A 17,815-nucleotide genomic window follows, 5' to 3' on the forward strand; every position below is an offset into this window, starting at 1 on the left:
TCTGGTTACTTGATGTAGGTGAAGGCGGTGGTGACGTGTTTCACGCCGCTCACCCGGCTGGCGATATCGGCCGCCGCTTTCCCTTCACGGTCGGTGACCAGACCCAGCAGGAACACTTCGCCGTTTTCCGTTGTCACTTTCACGTTTGAGGATTTCACCTGGTCCGAGCCCAGCAGCTGGGAGCGTACTTTGGTGGTGATCCAGGTATCAGACGACGCGGTACCCAAGCTGATTGGCTGCCCCTGACGGATTTCATTGAAGACTTCCGTGGTGCCCTCAACGCCCATTGCGATCTGTTTTGCGCGGCTGGAGAGTTCGGTATTCGGCGACTGGCCCGTCAGCAACACTTTGCCCTGATAGGCCGTGACGTTGATACGCGCTTCTTTCTTGATTTGTTCGTCTTTCGACAGCGCACTGTTGACGCGCAGCTCCAGCGTACCGTCATCGACCTGTGTCCCTACGGAACGCGGGTCGGTTGCCGCTTTAGTACCAACCGCGGCGGTACCCACGACAGCCGCAGCGATACATCCCTGAAGCAGTAATGCAGACATAAGGACTGCGAGGGTCGATAAAGCCTTCATAAGAACTCCTTAATCATCCTGGTGAGGGAAAAGCGTGTTATCGATCAAATCGCATAAGCAGTTCACCGTAAGCATATGCATCTCCTGAATGCGCGCGCTACGGTGAGAGGGAATGCGGATTTCCACATCCTGCGGCCCAAGCAAACCCGCCAGCTCACCACCGTCATAGCCTGTTAAGGCAACGATAGTCATGTCGCGGGTGACGGCGGCTTCAACGGCTTTGACAATGTCCCGGCTGTTGCCGCGCGTGGAGATTGCCAGCAGAACATCTCCGGCATGACCCAGGGCTCGCACCTGCTTTGCGTAAATCTCATCATGCAGACGATCGTTAGCAATCGCTGTTAAGACCACATTATCGGTATTAAGTGCAATGGCGGGTAAACTCGGTCGTTCTGTTTCAAAACGATTGATCATGCTGGCAGCAAAATGCTGTGCGTTGGCGGCTGAAGTGCCATTGCCACAACAGAGGATTTTGTTGCCGTTGAGCAGGGATTGCACCAGCGTCATGGCGGCACGAGAGATAGCGTCCGGAAGGGCTTCCGCCGCTGCAATCTGAGTCTGGATGCTTTCAGTGAAGCACACTTTAATTCTTTCGAGCACGTTATCCCTTTTAAATCTTAATTATGCGTCTTCGCCAAAAGCGTTTTTCAGCCATTCGATCGCATTGCCGGTGAAGGCTACCACATCGAACCGGCAATCCACAGTATCAAAACTCCCATTATGGCGGGCAAGCCACAAGTGGGCAGTCTGTAATAATTTATGTTGTTTGGCGAACGTCACGCTGGCGGCAGCGCCGCCAAAACGGGAAGACTGTCGGTAGCGAACTTCTACAAACACGATGACCTCACCGTCTTTCATGATGAGGTCGATTTCGCCGCCACGTCCGCGAACGTTAGCGGCGATAAAGTGCAGTCCTTTGCCTTCAAGCCAGCGACGCGCTTTTAATTCCCACGCGTCACCGGTCTCTTTACGGCTTAACTGGCCGGGACGATTTGCCCCTGCTGGTATTTGAGCCATGATAACTTCCTGTTAATCACACAATCCTGAGTGGCCGTCAGATCGCCGGTATTGCCGTTAAGCTCAAAGCCCGGCACCTGACGCATCTGGGTAAAGTGGTTCGCCAGCGCCCAGGCATCGACACCCATGGCATACAGACGTGCCAGAGAGTAGTCGTTGCGGACGGTGCTCAGCGCCTGCTGCATCAGTGCCGGGTTGCTGCCTGCGAGCATGGGAATCTCGCTGTACTGCAGGCCGTCCATCTCCAGACGGAAATCCGGGCCGGCGGTACCTTGCGCGCTGCGTGAACTGGCGTACAGCGTTGCGCCGCTCTGGCTACCGTTACGCATTGCAATCATCGGTTTGATGAAGGCGATTTCCTGCGGGGTGGCAACGATATACGCTGCATCCACTTTACCGCCACCGCTGATCTGCGCGTCGGTAGGTGGCGCAGGGATCGACAGACCGCCAATGGTCACACTCTGCTGCTGCGGCAGGCTTGCGCTGACCGGGCTGCCGTTGAGGGCAATGCCCGCTCCGCCATTGACGCCCGCGCGCAGTTCAGACGCGGAGCCGAATTTCTGCTGCAGCACAATGCCGCCGCCCAACTTCTGCCACTCATCGGCAAAAGCATTAGCAACGCGATCCCCCAGCGTACTGCGTGGGATGAGCAACAGCGGAGCCTGTTTACCCTGCTCGTGAATATGACGCGCCGCATCGCGGGCTTCATCTTCCGGCGACAGCGCGAAGTAGCAAATATTGGCACGGTTCTGAACCTGCTCTGGCTGGTTGAGTGCCAGCACGTTCAGCGTGGTATTGCTCTTCATCAACTCTTCGACATTGTTTTTCAGCAGCGGGCCGACAACGATGCTCGCACCATCCTGTTGAACCTGCGCCAGTACCTGGTCAAGCGGCTTCGAACTGGTGTCGTAGATTTTCAGCTCAGCACCCGGGTTCGCGCTGGTGGTGGCCACCGGCGGTGTTTGCGCGACAGGTTGTGCCGTTTGTTCTGCGGGCTGTGCAGGCTGAACGTTCTGCGGTTGAGGTTGTTCAGACGCGGCGTCAGTCGCCGGAGCTGCTTGAGTTTCAGCCGGCGCTGGCGTTGCCGTCGTAGGGGCCGTTACCGGGTTCTGCATCGTTCCCTGTGCCGGCGTCTGCGCGGTGGTCAGGTCACTGGTTTCAGCGGCGGAAGGGCTGACCACGTCGTTCACGTTTGCCGCCTGTGCTGCCTGGGTCGGTACTGCGCTGCCCGTCACTGGCGTCGTGCCGTTTTTCGCGGCTTCAAAACCCTGCTGAATAGTGCGACCGAATACCGCCGCCTGACCGTTTAAGGGCAGAAGGAGTGCAATCTTGCTGGTCGAGGCCGGCTTAAAGTTCTGCACGTTTACCAGCTGCGTCGGCAGCATTTTCGCGCCCGGATTCTGCGGGTAGCGGGTCTGCCAGTCAGTGATACCGGCTTTCAGCATCTTCGGATCGTTGCGGTTGTTAAACCACATCTGCTGCAGATCCAGCCAGCCCTGCAGGACGTTTTCATCTGCATTGATCACCAGTGCACGCGCCTGCTCCTGCGTCATAGAGGCCAGCGCCTGCCACGTGGCATCGATATTTTTCTGCTTATCAGCCCCGCCGAGCAGAGGCTCCTGGGCGATCAGCGCACGGAGCAGCGTCAGGGAAGGGCGGCCCTGTTCAGCGGTAATGCCCGCCTGCCAGAAGCGAGCCTGCTGATTTTTGTCCAGCGCGCTCACGTCGATATCCCCGAGGATCTTTTTCGCGGCATCGTAATCTTTCAGCGCGACTTTCAGCTCGGCAGAGAGCAGGCTCTGCTCACGACGCTGAACATCATTCAGATCTTTTGGCAACTGGTTGAACAATTCGGCAGCCTGCTGGGTTTTCCCCTCTTTCAGCAGTGCACGAATGGCGAGTAATTGCCAGTTGGTCTTGGTATCATTTGAACTCTGCGACATTTGTTGCAGATAAAAGCCAGAGTCAGCCTGAGCAGAACCCTGCAAATGGGCGGTGCTCTGGTCGGGTGCCTGGGTGCCACAGCCTGCAAAGATCAGGGCTGCCAGCAGGAGCGGCACGCTGCGCGTGGCTTTTTTTCGAAGAAACGTTAACGGTACCATACTGTATCCAGTGATTTTTTTTACGCAATGCTCAATATTAAATCGGCAATACGGACGAAACAATGAAACAACACGAAACGGCAGATAATTCTCAAGGCCAGCTCTATATTGTACCTACTCCTATCGGGAATTTATCTGATATTACCCAACGTGCGCTTACCGTATTGCAGGCTGTTGATTTAATTGCCGCTGAAGATACCCGACACACAGGCTTACTGCTCCAGCACTTCGCCATTAGCGCGCGTTTGTTCGCGTTACACGATCACAATGAGCAACAAAAAGCCGAAACGCTGGTGGCGAAGCTGAAAGAAGGGCAGAACATTGCCCTGGTCTCCGATGCGGGTACGCCGCTGATTAACGATCCCGGCTACCATCTGGTGCGTACCTGCCGTGAAGCCGGGATCCGCGTGGTGCCGCTGCCTGGCCCATGTGCGGCTATCGCGGCGCTGAGCGCTGCGGGTCTGCCTTCCGACCGCTTCTGCTATGAAGGTTTCCTGCCTGCCAAATCCAAAGGCCGACGCGACGTGTTAAAAGCGCTGGAAGCTGAACCGCGCACCCTGATTTTCTACGAATCTACGCATCGCCTGCTGGAAAGCCTGGAAGATATGGTGACCGTCTGGGGGGAAGCCCGCTACGTGGTGCTGGCACGCGAGCTGACCAAAACCTGGGAAACTATTCACGGCGCACCGGTAGGAGAACTGCTGGCGTGGGTGAAGGAAGACGAAAACCGCCGCAAGGGCGAGATGGTGCTGATTGTCGAAGGACATAAGGCGCAGGAGGACGCATTACCTGCCGATGCGCTTCGTACACTTGCGCTGCTGCAGGCTGAACTGCCGCTCAAGAAAGCGGCTGCGCTGGCGGCAGAGATCCACGGCGTGAAGAAAAACGCACTGTATAAGTATGCGCTGGAGCAGCAGGGGTAATATATCGGCCCGGCAATCACGCCGGGCCAGTTTATTTTACTTCGCAGGAATGGCCTCGTACACCAGCGTTTCCAGCGGCTGCAGCGTAATCACCACGGCCTTTTGATACTCTCCTGGTACGCTTGTGTTACTGCCGTACACGGCGTTCAGACTGAACTGCGCCATGCCCCCTGTCGGGATTTCAAAGTCTTTTGCCAAATCCAGATAATAGGTTTGCGGCTTATCTGACGGGTTTCGCAAGCCCAGAATGGCTTTGTCTTTGCTCCAGGAGGCCCAGCCGTAAACCTCAAGCGCCGTCGGGTCGCCACCGATCCAATGCGTATCCACCAGCACGCTGGCGTTATTTCGCGCCCATTTTGCTGCCTGCGCCAGGGTGTCCCATTTCGCCTTATTCAGCATTGATGGCGTGATATATAACTCCTGCAGTTGCGTCCCTGTGGCGAAGTAGCTCCAGACCTGATCGGCAAAATCGCTGTCCGTTTGCACCTTCTCCAGTCCGTAATAGGCATTTTCCGCGCTAACTATCCCGTGGTACATCAGCGAGTTCAGCGGGAACAGTGGGCCTTTACGCACAATAGAGCGGTATGTTTCAGCATCGCGGTAGGTCATCCACTGCTGTACCGGCGTGCCGGGGCCGTAAAGGTTGATGTCATCTCCCTGACGCCAGATGGAGTCGGCATAGAACAGCCAGGACGGGCTGGCGTCGGTACCGGTTGTCAAGTTGATAAACAGATTGGGGTTTGCGCTGCGCATGTTATGCAGCAGGGCGATAGACGCATCAAAATCGGACGCGAACTGGCTGCCAGTAATATGCGAGTTGGCGTTGCCCATCCCGTCGAGCTTAAACGAGGTGATATGTTCGTTTTTAATCAGCTTGATGATCTGCTCATTGAAGTTTTTGAAGTAGCGCGGGCCCGAGAGAGCCAGCTTCCCGTCTACCGTTTCGAAGCCGTACTCTTTGGCGTGGGAGACGCGAATATCGCGCGGCTTATTATAACCTCCCCACGGTGAGAGCCACAGCCCGACGGAACTGTGCAGACTGTCCGCTTTTTCCCTGACCTTACCAAAGCCGTGGCTGAAGGCCGGGCCAAACAGCCAGCGTCCGGTACGATCGTCCCAGCCATCGTCCAGCAGGAATGCATCCAGCGCCACGCCGCGTCCGGTGATAAATTCTTTATTCCACTCATCCATCCGCCCCAGCACATCCTGTTCGGTGTAGGGGTTAAAGAAGCCGATATCCATCCAGCTGTTATAGTGCAGATAGGGTTTGTACGCCCGTGGACGCACGGCGTCGATAAACTGGTTTACGCTACGGCGCAGCTGGCTGGTTTCCGGGAACGTACCAAAGTAGGTGGTAAAGCTGACCGGCGCGTCAGGCTGAACCGGCGTTTTCAGCTCCACGTTCAGATTGGTCGTCGCTTCATAGGCATACGTATTAACGATTGGCTTATCCGGCAGGATAAAGAACGAATCAGCAATAATGGGCGAGCTGTTGATGGCGCCATCAACGTACGGTGCCTGAGACTGCTTTTTCGTCGGGAAGAAGGTGATTTTCGCCACCTCTCGCGGCTGGCCGACGGCCGCAATGGTGTAATCAATACTGGCGTATTTTCCCTTCACCAGATTCAGCTTCACCGTCACGTTAAAATCCGGACGGGTGAAATCAATGACAATCGCGTTGTCCTGTTTTTCTACATGCTTAATTGTAAAATCTGCGGTGTGAATTTTGGTCTCATCCGGCAGGGTCAGAAAGAACAGCTCCTGCGGCGTAAGCGGATGGTTAGCCGTTTTGTCTTTCACTACTACCGTTGAACTGGCGTCATCAAACGAGAGGGCAATGGAGTCATTATCGAGCGCATATTGCGCTGCCGCCGCGCCATGAGAAACACACAAGGCAAGCATCGAGAGTGTGAGCACTTTTTTCATCAGGGTAAGATCCTTATTAGTAATGCTTCAGCATTCGGGTGATGGACTGCTCCAGCCAGTAGCGCTGGGTGCCGAAATTAATGCGCAGGTAGTGTTCGCCGTTTTGGACATAGTGGCTGCCATCTTCGAGGACGACGCCAGCCTGATGGGCGAAATGTCGGGTCAATTCAGTGGCGCTACGTTCATCTGCGCTGACGTCAACCCAGGCCAGATACGATGATTCCGGGTTTATCATTTTCCAGGCCGGGAAGTGGGTCTGGATGGCCTCTGCCAGATAGCCAGCGTTACGGCGCAGATAGCCGTTCAGCGCGTCGAGCCACGGCAAACCATGCTGGTAGGCAAGAATAATTCCCCATATCCCGAATATATTGGGTGAGGTGATGGCATTCTTCTCAAGCTGGTGGCGAAAGCGCTGGCGCAGGGTGGCATCCGGAATGATGGCGTAGGAGGTTTTCAGCCCGCCAAGGTTGAACGCTTTATTCGGGGAGGTCAGCAGGATCAGATTGTCCTGCGCCGCGCAGCCGGATGCCAGACAGCTGACGAAATGACCGTCCAGAATATGTTCGGCGTGGACCTCATCAACCATCAGAAGGGTGCCGTAGCGTTGACAGAGGTCTGACACCTGGCGTATCTCATCGGCGTGCCAGATCCTGCCGGAAGGGTTATGCGGCGAGCAGAAGAACCACAGTTTTGGACGGTACGTTCTGAGCTGTTCTTCCACCAGATTAAAATCAAGCTGGTAGCGATTTTCCCTCACGCACAGTGGGTTTGCCAGTATTGCTACCCCCTGACGCTGGGCGGCCATGGCAAACGGATCGTACACCGGTGTGTTCATCATCACCGTGTCGCCAGGTTTACAAAACGCCTGAACCGTATAATGCAGCGTGGAGACAGTACCGTACGTCAGCGTGATCCACGATTCATCGACGTCAACATGATGTCGTTCGCGCTGGAAGGCGATAACCGCATCGTAAAATTCGTCAAAGCACCAGGTGTAGCCGAAGGTGCCATGCTCCACGATGCGCTGGAAACCTTCTGTCACGGCAGGTGGGGAGGTGAAATCCATATCGGCAATCCACAGCGGGATAAAACCTTCAGGCACATCACCAAAGCGCGAGCGGACAAAGGCGTGATCCCATTTTCGACACCGGTCGCTTTTACGCTCAATGATTTCGTCAAAATTAAACACCACAACCCCCTGTTAAATTAAGGCTTCAATGCCGGTTTTTACGCTTTGCACCTGCGGGCCGATGATCACCTGGACGCTGTGCGCATCCAGCACCACAACCGACAATGCACCGGCCTCTTTTAACGCCTGCTGGTCGATCAGACTCATGTCTTTCACCACCAGACGCAGCCGGGTAATGCAATTATCAAGCGACTCGATGTTCTCTTTACCGCCGAGCGCACGCAGGATAAGCCCATGATCGTATTTCGATTTTCCGCGTGCCCGGGTATTGGCCTCGACGGCCTGCTGTGCACCCTGGGTGTCCACTTCACGGCCCGGCGTTTTAATATCGTGTTTGAGGATGTACCAGCGGAAGACGAAGAAGTAGAGGGCAAACCAGGCAATGCCTACCGGGAATACCAGATACCATTTGGTCGACATCCCTTGCATGACCCCGAAAATAAGCAGATCCAGAATGCCGCCGTCGGTGTTGCCGATGGTCACCCCCAGCAGAGCCATGACCATCAGGGCCAGGCCCGACATCACAATATGGAAGGCGTAAAGGGCAGGAGCGATAAACAGGAACAGGAATTCAATAGGCTCGGAGATCCCGGTGACGACGGAGACCAGCACGCCGGAGAGCAGCAGGCCTTTAATCACCGGGCGGTTTTCCGGGCGGGCCGTGCGATAGATGGCGTATGCCACCGCCGGTAAGCCGAAGATAAAGGTCGGCATAAAGCCCTGCGACAGGAACGCGGTAACGTGCGGGCTGAACGGCAGACCCGCTTTCAGTTCGGCGTAGAAAATGTTCAGCGCCCCGGCGACTTCATGACCATTGACCATTTCAATACCGCCCGCGGGCGTGAAGCGCACCATCGCCAGCAAAATATGGTGCAGGCCAAAGGGTTTGAGCAGTAGTACCCCCACGCCGTAGAGGAACGGGCCGAACACGCTGGTGCTCTGGATAATATGGCCAATCCCGGTAATGCCCAGCGCAACGTATTCCCACAGCAGGGGAATAAACAGCCCCACCAGTGAGAGGGTGAGGGCGGTGATAATCGGCACAAAACGAATGCCGCTAAAGAAGGCGAACGCGTCGTGTAAAACGGTGTCCTGAAATCGTTCGTGCAGGAAAAAGGTAATGACCCCAACCACGATACCGCCCAGCACACCCATCTCCAGGGTTTGAATGCCCAGTACCATCGATTGCCCGACTTGTCTCATGGAGGCGGCATCGGCAAGCTGGTGGGTCGCAATCAGGTAATAATTGATGCTCATGTTCATCAGCATATAGCCAACAAACCCGGCAAAAGCGCCTACTGCTTTGTTGCGTCTGGCCAGCCCCATTGGGATCGCCATGGCAAACATGAGGGGAAGATAGGTAAAGGCGAAGCCGCCAACCATGGCAATAAAGCCAAAGGTGAGCTGAGTTAATTCGCCGCCCAAAAAGGGGAAACTTTTGAGGGTGGAGGGGCTGGTAACAGAACTACCGATACCTAGCAATAACCCCATAAAGGCCAGAAGGGAGACCGGGAACATAAAGGTCTTTCCCAGGCTCTGAAAAAACTCCCACGCTTTCGATTTAAACGACTTTTCCTGTGTCATGTAGGGACTCCTCGGAATTATTTATCGTAATGGAAGGCGCTGTCTGGCTTAAGGACGCGCCTTCATATTTGCGAGGCTTATAGTTATTTTTGAGTTACTGATGTTCTATGCGATGAGATCAGGCTTCCGCCGGGAGCAGCAATCGGTTCGCCGAGCCGCACACGGTGATTTTGCTTCTGACCACGTCTTTCATGGCATCCATACCAACCCGCATGTAGAAACGTGGATCGTTGCCCTGCGGGTTCTCGGCAAACCAGGCCTTAACGGCGCCAGAGAACGCAATTTTTAGCTCGGTTGCCACGTTCACTTTGCAAACGCCCAACTCTATGGTGCGGCGAACATCGTCATCCGGCACATCACTCGCCCCGTGCAGCACCAGCGGTACGCTCACCACGTCGCGGATTTCAGCCAGCCGTCGGAAGTCGATTTTTGGCCGTTTGGTATAAAGACCGTGAGCGGTTCCGATGGCCACGGCCAGGCTGTCGACGCCGGTCAGCGCAACGAAGCGTTTCGCTTCCTGCGGGTCGGTCAGAAACGCGCTTTCAGCGTCCACGCTCATGTCATCTTCCACGCCGCCCAGGCGGCCCAGTTCGGCTTCAACGCTGCAATCGTTGAGGTGGCAGAAGTCGACCACTGATTTCACCAGCTTTACGTTTTGCTCAAACGGATAGTGGCTGCCGTCGATCATCGCGCTGCGCACACCCGCGTTAACTTTGCGACGAATGTCGTCGAGTGATTCGTGATGATCGAGGTGCAGCGCCAGCGGCATGTCGTAGGTGGTGGAGTACGCGCTGCACAGGGCGTAGATCTCTTCCAGGGCAATGTGCTTAAAGGTGCCCGGCGTGCCCGCGAGGATCACCGGCGATCGCATTTCACTACACACTTCGAGGATCGCCTGGATCGTCTCCGCGTTATGGATGTTGAACGCCGGTACGGCGTAGCCTTTCGCCTGGGCGTCCAGCAGAAGATATTTTGTCGAAATAATACTCATGATCGGATCCTCTCAAGCCTGCCACGGATGAATAACGACGCCCTGCACGACACGGTTAACCGTGCCGCTGGCGGACGGTGTATCCGGGGTATTGCCCACACGAAGTGACTGGGACAGGGCAAAGACCTGGGCGTACATCAGGAAGCAGAAGGCCTGCTCCATATCGATAAACGTGCGGGCAGGGGGCAGCAGGATATGCGGGCCTGCCTCAATGACCGGATCGGTTTCGGCGGCAATGGCCACCACGCGCATGGCCTGACGATCGCGGCGCAGCTCAGCAAGCAGATCCAGATCGTACTGCCGCGTATAGGGGTGGCTGGAGACAAACACCACCACCAGCGTTTCGCGATCCACCAGCGATTTAGGGCCATGACGGAAACCGGTTGGGGAATCGTAGAACGCCGCCAGCTTGCCTGCCGTCAGCTCCAGCACCTTCAGCGCCGATTCACGAGCGGCCCCCTGCAGCCCCCCGCTTCCCAGATAGACGATCCTTTTCCACGGATTGTTGCCAAAGACGCTCTGGCTGAAATCGCCCAGTGACGTGAGGATCGTCTGGCAGCGATCGGCCACATCGCGGAAGGTGTGGCTGTTGATCGTTTCCGGGGCGAAGACTGCCAGGCAGCTTGCCATCATGGTGGTAATGCTGCTGGTCATCGCGAACCCGCGATCGTGTGTTTCGGCAGGCATCAGCAGCGCATACGCGTTATCGCTGTTTACCGCGGTCTGATAAAGGCTTCCCGCCTCATTACAGGTGATCGACAGGTGGTAGCACTCCGGCACACACTGGTTTGCCAGTTCAACGGCGGCTACGCTTTCCGGACTATTGCCGGAACGGGCAAACGACACCAGCAGCAGCGGGTGTGCGGCGCTCAGGTAGTCCATCGGATTCGTGACCAGATCGGTCGTCGGTACGGCGGTAATGTTTTTCCCGGTGTGGCTGGCGAGCCAGGGCGAAATGATGTCGCCGATAAAGGCCGAGGTGCCAGCCCCCGTCAACACGATCCGCAACTCGCGCTTGCGCAGCAGCGGCGTCAGGAAGTTATCGATCGACGCGCGCAGGTTATCGATATTGTTGAGTGAGCGGATCCAGCTGGCGGGTTGCTGGCGGATCTCTTCTTCGGTCCATGTGCCGGTGGTGGCGGTAGTGTTGGTTTCTGACATAACTCAGTCCTTAGTCGTGTGAATTCCACATCAGACGCTGGCAAACGTGTCGCTATCTTTCGTTTCGTTTCACTTGTTCACTTAAGCAGTTAAATAAAATCTATAGAAAAGAAATCGAAAGTTCAACGAAAGAAAAGAAATAAAACGAAAAGTGTGATCGGCAAAGAAAAGGCAATGATTAAGGAAAGGAAAAGAAAGACCTTGCGATCGCTTGCCGCAAGGCCCAATAACGGGACAATGAAAGGTCTAAAGGGGGAGAACCAAACCCTGGATCCAGATCTGCTGAAGGTGGAAACCTTCATCCAGCGCAATCATATTGGCACGCTTGCCCGGTTTTAATGAACCGAGCTGGCGATCAATACCCAGCAAGCGGGCAGGGTGCAGCGAGGCCATATGGATCGCATCCGCTGGCGTTATTCCCGCCTGCGCCACCATATTGCGCACGGCGGCATCGAGAGACAGCGTGCTGCCTGCAAGCCCACCGGAAGCGGTGCGTACCACCCCACCGTGCATGTTGACCTCGTCGCCACATAGCCTGTAACGTCCGTCGGGCATCCCTGCGGCCTGCATGGCATCGGTAATCAGAACGATCCGCTCTTTGGCACAGCAGGCGCACAGCCGCAAAGCACCCGGGTGAACGTGATGCCCGTCGGCAATCAGTTCCAGCCATGCCCGCGGGTCCGTCAAGCCTGCACCGACCATACCGGGTTCACGATGATGGAGCCCGGTCATGCCGTTATAACAGTGCACTAACCCATCAGCGCCCGCCTCAAAAGCGTCAAGCGTTTGATCGTACGTCGCGGCGCTGTGACCCAGCATGACCCGTATCCCACGCTGCTTAAGGTGGCGAATGGCCTGCAACGCACCGGGTTTCTCCGGTGCCAGAGCGACAACCCTGAGGGTGTGTTGCGATACTTCAATCAGCGAGTCCAGTTCGCTGACATCCAGCTCACGAAACAGCGCCGGCGGATGTGCCCCTTTGTTCTGTGGCGTAAAGTAGGGACCTTCAAGATAGCTGCCCAGTATCTGCGCGCCAGGCCCCCCGGACATGCAGCGCCGGGCGATGCGTGCGAGCGCCCGGTGGACAGTCTCCAGCGGTGCGGTGACGGTCGTCGGTAAAAAGGCCCCTGTGCCTTCACGCGCTTTATGCATCGCCAGCGTGTCCAGCACCTCTGGGGCATCATCCATCACGTCCACACCCGCGCCACCGTGAACGTGGGTATCGATATACGCCGGGCAAAGCTGGTCGGCATCCCGGGCATGCACGCCAGCTGGGATCGGCTCGATGGCGGTGATAATTCCGCTCTCCATGCGTAGCTGGTGATCCTCCAGCCAGCCCTGCTCGGTCAGCAGACGACGCGCGCGCAGCACCTGACTCATATCCCTTCCTCAGCGGGGGCTTCCTCACGACAGCGCCCCAGCTCATCCATCAGGCTGGTCAGGCCGCGATGCCCGCATTCCAGGGCCTGCAGACGAAAGGCTTCGCTGCTTAACCCGTCGCGCTCCAGTACCATCTCAAGCAACAGTTGCAGGTTTGTACCGGTAATCACTTCGCTGCCGGGTCTTTTCATGGCGAGTGTTGATGCCACCCGGAACGGCGTCCCCCCGAGCAGATCGGTGAGAAACACAATATCGTGCTGCTCGTCCAGTTCACTGACTGCCTGTTCAAGCTGCGCGGTCAGCCGCGCGGTGGTGGAGCTTTCAGGAAAATCGATGGCGATAAACTGCGGCTGCTCGCCGAGGATTTGTTTCATCGCCTGTTCAAGCCCGCTGGCAAACCCGCCGTGACCCGTCAAAATAATGCCTAACATTGCGACCTCTTTGCTTTACAGGAAGTGACAGAACTTACCGACAACCCCCAGCACCACGGTGATACCGATCAGGCGCAGTGGGGTCCAGCCGCGACGAACCAGCCAGAACATGGTCAGGGTATAGACCAGCGGCAGGAAAGCGGGCATCAGTTTGTCGATAACGTCGGCTTGCAGCTTGACCACCGCATCCCCGGCCTTGATTTCAAGCGTGGTGTTGAGACGTACGTAGGTTGCCACCAGCGCGCCAATGACCGTCATCCCCACGATGGAAGCCGCATGGCCGACCTTTTTGGTATTGGCTTTAATCAGCGGGATGGCTGCCACACCCATCCGGTAGGCGTAATGTGCCAGGCCAAAACGCAGGCCAAGATGCACTACGTTAAACAGCACAATAAAGACCACCGCACCCAGTATGGAGCCTTGCAGGGCAAGGCTTGCGCCGATCCCGCCGCAAATTGGCAATAGCGTAAGCCAGAACATGGCATCGCCAATGCCGCCAAGCGGTGCCCCCACGGCAATCTTGGTGCTCTGGATACTGTTGACATCCTGCTTGGAGCGTTCCATCGCCAGGATGATGCCAATGACAAATGTCACCAGAAATGGATGCGTATTGAAGAAGCCCATATGGCCTTTCATGGCGCGGGCCAGATCCCGCTTGTTGGTATGGATCTTTTTCAGCGCGGGCAGCAGGCCATACAGCCAGCCGGAAGCCTGCATACGTTCATAGTTAAACGAGGCCTGCAGCAGCATCGAACGCCAGGCGACACGGTTAATATCCTTTTTCGTCAGCTCGGCACCAATATGTTGATCTTCATAGACGTTTTCATTCACGCCCGTGAGCAGCGTCTCTTCGTGTTCAGAAACGCCAGGCAGCGTAGTTTGATTAGATGCCATCTTCGAATTCCTCTTTCTGGGCTGCAGGTGTCGCCGGTTCAGGCGATTTACGCATCAGGTCAATCAGCGCCATTGCCAGCGCAGCCGCGGCAATCGCCAGCACCGGCAGTTTCAACCAGGCTGCGGCAACAAAGCCGATGATAAAGTAAGGGATATAGACGTTTTTCATCATGATTTTCAGCAATACGGCGAAGCCAATCGCGGGCATGATGCCGCCGGCGACGCCGAGGCCGTCAATCAGACGTTCCGGCAGCACATCAATGGCGGTTTTCGCGTGTTCAGCGCCAAAGTAGATCGGCAGGAAGGCACACAGAAAATAGAAGATACCGAGCGCCAGCAGTGCCAGATAGTTGACCCTTTCGATGCCGTTCGTGTCCGCATTGGCTGCCATGCGGTCACAGCGTGACATCACCCCGGACATGACGGAGAACAGGAAAGTGATCCCCATCTGTACCGCAACCGCAAACGGGACTGCGACCCCAACGGCGACATCCGGCTTCACACCGGTGCTGATCGCGAACGTGGTGCCGACAATCGTGCCGATAATGACGTTTGGCGGTTGCGCGCCGGCCAGCGGAGCCAGCCCCATCCAGACCAGCTCCAGCGTACCGCCCGTTAAAATACCGGTGTGCAGATCGCCCAGAATGAGGCCAACCAGCGGCCCGAGCACCACCGGGCGGTGCATGTGTGTTAACCCGTTAAACATATCCAGGCCCGCGATAAAGGCGAGAATGCCCAGCGCGAATGCCTGCAAGAGACTAATTTCCATTGTGAATCCCTCAGAGCAGTTTAAAGAGATCCAAAGCAGTCTCAGTCGGAACACCCTGAACGAAGCATTCCACTCCGGCGGCTTTCAGGCCGTTAAATGCGGCGATATCGTTCGCATCGACAGAGACCGTTTTGGCAATTTGTTTTTTGCCACTGGCGTAATGCAGGTTTCCTACGTTGATACGGGTGATGGGCACGCCGCCTTCGACCAGCGTCAGAAAATCCGCGGGTGATTTGCAGACCAGCAGAATTTTCTGGCGCTCGGCAGCGCGATGAATGTTGTCGATCACTTTTTGCAGCGACCAGAAACGCACGGCGATCCCTTCTGCGAGCACCATCTCCATCAGGTTTTGTTGAACCGGATCCTCAGCGACTTCATCATTAGCGACCAGCACCAGGTTGGCCCCCGCAAACCCAACCCATTGCACACCTACCTGACCGTGGATCAGGCGTTCATCGATGCGGCATAAGACAATGTTTGGCATAGCGCTTTCCTCTTTTTAATTATGCGTTTTGAGTCGTTACGCCTTCGCAGGCGGCATGGTACTGCTGGAGTATGTCCTGAATGTGGTCGAGGATGAGGTCCCGTGGTGTCGACTTGAGAGCACCCTCGCGAACTTTGCTGTATTGCAACGGCAGGTACTGGCTGATCAGCGGCAGCGGGATCGGTTCGTCTGCCAGGTTGCGTACCAGTCGCGCAAAGGCTTCGTCGATCTGGCTGTCCGGCCAGTAATAGCGCACCCGATCGGAGTAGCTATACCCGCGTGCCAGGCGTCGCGCATTGCCATCACCGTGATAATGGCTTTGCCAGTATTCGGGGCGATCGAGCATCACGTTTTCCAGGACATGACGCAGGCCCGAACAGGCTTTTGCAGGCAGCAACTCTTCTTCAATGGCGGCCAGCGAGAACAACGCTTCACGCAGGGCAAAGGTCAGTGCCGGGCCAACTTTGAGGATGGCGAAGTGATCTTTCACCAGCTGGCGCAGCGCCTGCGGTGTCTGGTAGTCGGTAGAGTGCGCTTCAAATATCAGCGTGTCGTAAGCTTCAACCATATGACTCAGGGCGACGGCGTTTTGCGGTTGATAGTCACACACGTGTGCGTGGTCAAACTCAACGCCAGGCTGAACCACCAGGCCAATAATGCGTGGCCAGATGTCGCTTAACCCTTCTTTCTCGAACGCGTGGCGGTGAGCTTCAAGGGTGGCACGCGCGGCTTCTGGGGTCGTGACGGCAAGCTCGGTGAGCGTTTCATGCGCGCCGCCCGGAACCGGCACTTCCGTACCGATGACATAGACCAGGTCAGCGACATCAGCGTGCGCCAGGCTGGTTTTCTCCGCAATTTTCGCCAGGCGCGCCGCGCGCTCGGCAACGATGGCGTCGGTTAAAGGTACTGGATCGTCTTCGCAGGACATGCTGCAGTCGAGGTGGATCTTTTTAAACCCGGCAGCGACATAGCTTCTGATTAGATCTTCGGCATTCGCCATCGCCTGCCGGGCAGGCAGGTTTTGCCAGCGGTTTGGCCCTAAATGATCGCCGCCGAGGATCAGTTGCGATGTCGGGAAACCAAGGGATTCCGCCAGCTTACAGACGAACCCGTGAAAATCGGCGGGTGTCATACCGGTGTAACCGCCAAATTGATCCACCTGATTAGAGGTGGCTTCAATCAGCAGCGGCGTGTGATGCAGTTGGGCGTAACGAATTGCGGCTTCAAGTACCAGTGGATGTGCGGAACAAACGGCATAAATCCCGTTCGCATTCCCCCGTTTATGTTGTTCCACCATTTCTGTCAGATGTTTCACTTTCCTCTCCATTTCGGATGGTGATGGTTTTCATCTTTCGTTTTGTTTCATTTAATCCTGCATCATGGTGGTATAAAAATAAAACGAAAGATAATGGTTTTCCGATCTGTTTCACAAAAGAAACATAATGAAAGGTTTCAGCGACGAGAGAGTGCGCTGACTGGAAGCAGGCAGGGCTTGCATTCCCATAAAAGAAAGGCGTTAATAGACAAAACGAAATGAAACGAAAGACCATTTATTAAGGAGCTCGCATGAGCAGCACCGATTCATCCGCGGAGAAGCGCGTCACCGGCACCAGTGAAAGGCGAGAGCAGATCATTCAGCGGTTGCGGGCACAGGGAAGCGTGCAGGTTAACGATCTTTCTCATTTATATGGCGTTTCCACGGTGACGATCCGTAACGACCTGGCGTTTCTTGAGAAGCAGGGCATTGCCGTTCGTGCTTATGGCGGAGCGCTGATTTGTGAAGGCAATGCGCCTGGCACTGAACCCTCCGTGGAGGACAAAAGTTCGCTCAATACTGCAGTTAAGCGCAGTATCGCGCAGGCGGCCGCCGCGCTGGTGAAGCCGGGTCATCGCATTATTCTGGATTCCGGAACCACGACGTTTGAAATCGCCCGTATGCTGCGTCAGCACACGGATGTGATTGCCATGACCAACGGAATGAACGTGGCGAATGCATTACTGGAAGCGGAAGGGGTGGAGCTGCTGATGACCGGTGGGCACTTGCGCCGCCAGTCGCAATCCTTTTACGGCGACCAGGCAGAGCAGTCCTTACAGAATTACCATTTTGATCTGCTTTTTCTGGGGGTCGATGCCATCGACCTCGATCGCGGCGTCAGTACCCACAATGAAGATGAAGCCCGACTGAACCGACGGATGTGCGAGGTGGCAGAGCGTATTATCGTGGTCACTGACTCCAGCAAATTCAACCGTTCGAGCCTGCATAAAATCATCGATACCCAGAGAATCGACATGATTATCGTCGATGAAGGGATTCCGCCTGAGAGCCTGGAAGGGCTGCGTAAGAGTGGGATAGATGTGGTGTTGGTGAAGGGATAAGTTGCCC

General features: G+C 56.0%; 17 protein-coding genes. 2 read left to right on the forward strand and 15 right to left on the reverse strand.

The window, feature by feature from the left end; all coding sequences use genetic code 11:
- Positions 1-5: 5 nt before the first annotated feature.
- Genes dolP through AAIR21_RS06725 form a run of 4 tightly spaced genes read right to left on the reverse strand, consistent with a single transcriptional unit; the run spans position 6 to position 3,700 of the window.
- Positions 6-581: a division/outer membrane stress-associated lipid-binding lipoprotein gene (gene dolP / locus AAIR21_RS06710; RefSeq protein WP_014171764.1), complete on the reverse strand. Its 576-nt coding sequence runs from the start codon at positions 579-581 to the stop codon at positions 6-8.
- A 9-nt stretch (positions 582-590) separates the two neighbouring features.
- Complete coding sequence (diaA, locus tag AAIR21_RS06715) at positions 591-1,181, reverse strand: DnaA initiator-associating protein DiaA (RefSeq protein WP_003861754.1); 591 nt, start codon at positions 1,179-1,181, stop codon at positions 591-593.
- A 21-nt stretch (positions 1,182-1,202) separates the two neighbouring features.
- Positions 1,203-1,598, reverse strand: a complete 396-nt coding sequence (locus AAIR21_RS06720; RefSeq protein WP_020883549.1) for a YraN family protein — start codon at positions 1,596-1,598, stop codon at positions 1,203-1,205.
- On the reverse strand, positions 1,556-3,700 hold the full coding sequence (locus AAIR21_RS06725) for a penicillin-binding protein activator (RefSeq protein WP_183516736.1): 2,145 nt from the start codon (positions 3,698-3,700) through the stop codon (positions 1,556-1,558). Before AAIR21_RS06725 ends, AAIR21_RS06720 begins: the two co-directional genes overlap by 43 nt.
- A 62-nt stretch (positions 3,701-3,762) precedes the next feature.
- On the opposite strand from AAIR21_RS06725, the gene rsmI reads away from it, so the two are divergent.
- Complete coding sequence (gene rsmI, locus AAIR21_RS06730; protein ID WP_014171761.1) at positions 3,763-4,623, forward strand: 16S rRNA (cytidine(1402)-2'-O)-methyltransferase; 861 nt, start codon at positions 3,763-3,765, stop codon at positions 4,621-4,623.
- Positions 4,624-4,659: 36 nt separating this feature from the next.
- On the opposite strand, the gene AAIR21_RS06735 is transcribed toward rsmI, so the two are convergent.
- The 11 genes from AAIR21_RS06735 to kbaZ all read right to left on the reverse strand — a co-directional run bounded on the left by AAIR21_RS06735 (position 4,660) and on the right by kbaZ (position 16,747).
- Positions 4,660-6,549 (reverse strand): enterotoxin, encoded by a 1,890-nt coding sequence (locus AAIR21_RS06735; RefSeq protein ID WP_183516735.1) that lies wholly within the window; start codon positions 6,547-6,549, stop codon positions 4,660-4,662.
- Between the two features lie 16 nt (positions 6,550-6,565).
- Positions 6,566-7,738 carry a MalY/PatB family protein gene (locus tag AAIR21_RS06740; RefSeq protein WP_183516734.1) on the reverse strand — a complete coding sequence of 391 codons (1,173 nt, stop codon included), beginning with the start codon at positions 7,736-7,738 and terminating at the stop codon, positions 6,566-6,568.
- Positions 7,739-7,750: 12 nt separating this feature from the next.
- Positions 7,751-9,322, reverse strand: a complete 1,572-nt coding sequence (gene malX, locus AAIR21_RS06745) for a maltose/glucose-specific PTS transporter subunit IIBC (protein WP_020883553.1) — start codon at positions 9,320-9,322, stop codon at positions 7,751-7,753.
- 118 nt (positions 9,323-9,440) lie between these two features.
- Entirely contained in the window at positions 9,441-10,313 is an 873-nt protein-coding gene (gene kbaY, locus AAIR21_RS06750) for a tagatose-bisphosphate aldolase subunit KbaY (RefSeq protein ID WP_014171757.1), read from the reverse strand.
- Positions 10,314-10,325: 12 nt separating this feature from the next.
- Complete coding sequence (locus AAIR21_RS06755) at positions 10,326-11,474, reverse strand: SIS domain-containing protein (protein ID WP_183516733.1); 1,149 nt, start codon at positions 11,472-11,474, stop codon at positions 10,326-10,328.
- Between the two features lie 246 nt (positions 11,475-11,720).
- Complete coding sequence (nagA, locus tag AAIR21_RS06760) at positions 11,721-12,854, reverse strand: N-acetylglucosamine-6-phosphate deacetylase (RefSeq protein WP_183516732.1); 1,134 nt, start codon at positions 12,852-12,854, stop codon at positions 11,721-11,723.
- Positions 12,851-13,285, reverse strand: a complete 435-nt coding sequence (gene agaF / locus AAIR21_RS06765) for a PTS galactosamine/N-acetylgalactosamine transporter subunit IIA (protein WP_183516731.1) — start codon at positions 13,283-13,285, stop codon at positions 12,851-12,853. Before agaF ends, nagA begins: the two co-directional genes overlap by 4 nt.
- Before the next feature lie 15 nt (positions 13,286-13,300).
- Positions 13,301-14,179, reverse strand: a complete 879-nt coding sequence (gene agaE, locus AAIR21_RS06770; RefSeq protein WP_020883558.1) for a PTS N-acetylgalactosamine transporter subunit IID — start codon at positions 14,177-14,179, stop codon at positions 13,301-13,303.
- On the reverse strand, positions 14,169-14,948 hold the full coding sequence (agaW, locus tag AAIR21_RS06775; RefSeq protein WP_020883559.1) for a PTS N-acetylgalactosamine transporter subunit IIC: 780 nt from the start codon (positions 14,946-14,948) through the stop codon (positions 14,169-14,171). The genes agaE and agaW overlap by 11 nt, the downstream gene beginning before the upstream one ends.
- A gap of 10 nt (positions 14,949-14,958) precedes the next feature.
- A complete protein-coding gene (gene agaV, locus AAIR21_RS06780; protein WP_014171751.1) occupies positions 14,959-15,432 on the reverse strand; it encodes a PTS N-acetylgalactosamine transporter subunit IIB in 474 nt (157 codons plus the stop codon).
- Between the two features lie 19 nt (positions 15,433-15,451).
- Positions 15,452-16,747 carry a tagatose-bisphosphate aldolase subunit KbaZ gene (gene kbaZ, locus AAIR21_RS06785; protein WP_020883560.1) on the reverse strand — a complete coding sequence of 432 codons (1,296 nt, stop codon included), beginning with the start codon at positions 16,745-16,747 and terminating at the stop codon, positions 15,452-15,454.
- 251 nt (positions 16,748-16,998) lie between these two features.
- Here kbaZ and AAIR21_RS06790 point away from each other — a divergent pair, with 251 nt between their 5' ends.
- A complete protein-coding gene (locus tag AAIR21_RS06790; protein ID WP_020883561.1) occupies positions 16,999-17,808 on the forward strand; it encodes a DeoR family transcriptional regulator in 810 nt (269 codons plus the stop codon).
- Positions 17,809-17,815 lie beyond the last annotated feature (7 nt).

This window comes from Enterobacter sp. PTB (assembly GCF_051130085.1).
GTDB classification, from domain to species: domain Bacteria; phylum Pseudomonadota; class Gammaproteobacteria; order Enterobacterales; family Enterobacteriaceae; genus Enterobacter; species Enterobacter ludwigii.

What these genes read in the sequence shown, in the direction of transcription:
- AAIR21_RS06735 (WP_183516735.1), bottom strand. Translation starts at nt 6,549, where the DNA reads ATGAAAAAAGTGCTCACACTCTCGATGCTTGCCTTGTGTGTTTCTCAT.
- nagA (WP_183516732.1), bottom strand. Translation starts at nt 12,854, where the DNA reads ATGAGTCAGGTGCTGCGCGCGCGTCGTCTGCTGACCGAGCAGGGCTGG.
- AAIR21_RS06725 (WP_183516736.1), bottom strand. Translation starts at nt 3,700, where the DNA reads ATGGTACCGTTAACGTTTCTTCGAAAAAAAGCCACGCGCAGCGTGCCG.
- AAIR21_RS06720 (WP_020883549.1), bottom strand. Translation starts at nt 1,598, where the DNA reads ATGGCTCAAATACCAGCAGGGGCAAATCGTCCCGGCCAGTTAAGCCGT.
- kbaY (WP_014171757.1), bottom strand. Translation starts at nt 10,313, where the DNA reads ATGAGTATTATTTCGACAAAATATCTTCTGCTGGACGCCCAGGCGAAA.
- malX (WP_020883553.1), bottom strand. Translation starts at nt 9,322, where the DNA reads ATGACACAGGAAAAGTCGTTTAAATCGAAAGCGTGGGAGTTTTTTCAG.
- agaV (WP_014171751.1), bottom strand. Translation starts at nt 15,432, where the DNA reads ATGCCAAACATTGTCTTATGCCGCATCGATGAACGCCTGATCCACGGT.
- agaE (WP_020883558.1), bottom strand. Translation starts at nt 14,179, where the DNA reads ATGGCATCTAATCAAACTACGCTGCCTGGCGTTTCTGAACACGAAGAG.
- AAIR21_RS06755 (WP_183516733.1), bottom strand. Translation starts at nt 11,474, where the DNA reads ATGTCAGAAACCAACACTACCGCCACCACCGGCACATGGACCGAAGAA.
- agaF (WP_183516731.1), bottom strand. Translation starts at nt 13,285, where the DNA reads ATGTTAGGCATTATTTTGACGGGTCACGGCGGGTTTGCCAGCGGGCTT.
- dolP (WP_014171764.1), bottom strand. Translation starts at nt 581, where the DNA reads ATGAAGGCTTTATCGACCCTCGCAGTCCTTATGTCTGCATTACTGCTT.
- AAIR21_RS06790 (WP_020883561.1), top strand. Translation starts at nt 16,999, where the DNA reads ATGAGCAGCACCGATTCATCCGCGGAGAAGCGCGTCACCGGCACCAGT.
- agaW (WP_020883559.1), bottom strand. Translation starts at nt 14,948, where the DNA reads ATGGAAATTAGTCTCTTGCAGGCATTCGCGCTGGGCATTCTCGCCTTT.
- rsmI (WP_014171761.1), top strand. Translation starts at nt 3,763, where the DNA reads ATGAAACAACACGAAACGGCAGATAATTCTCAAGGCCAGCTCTATATT.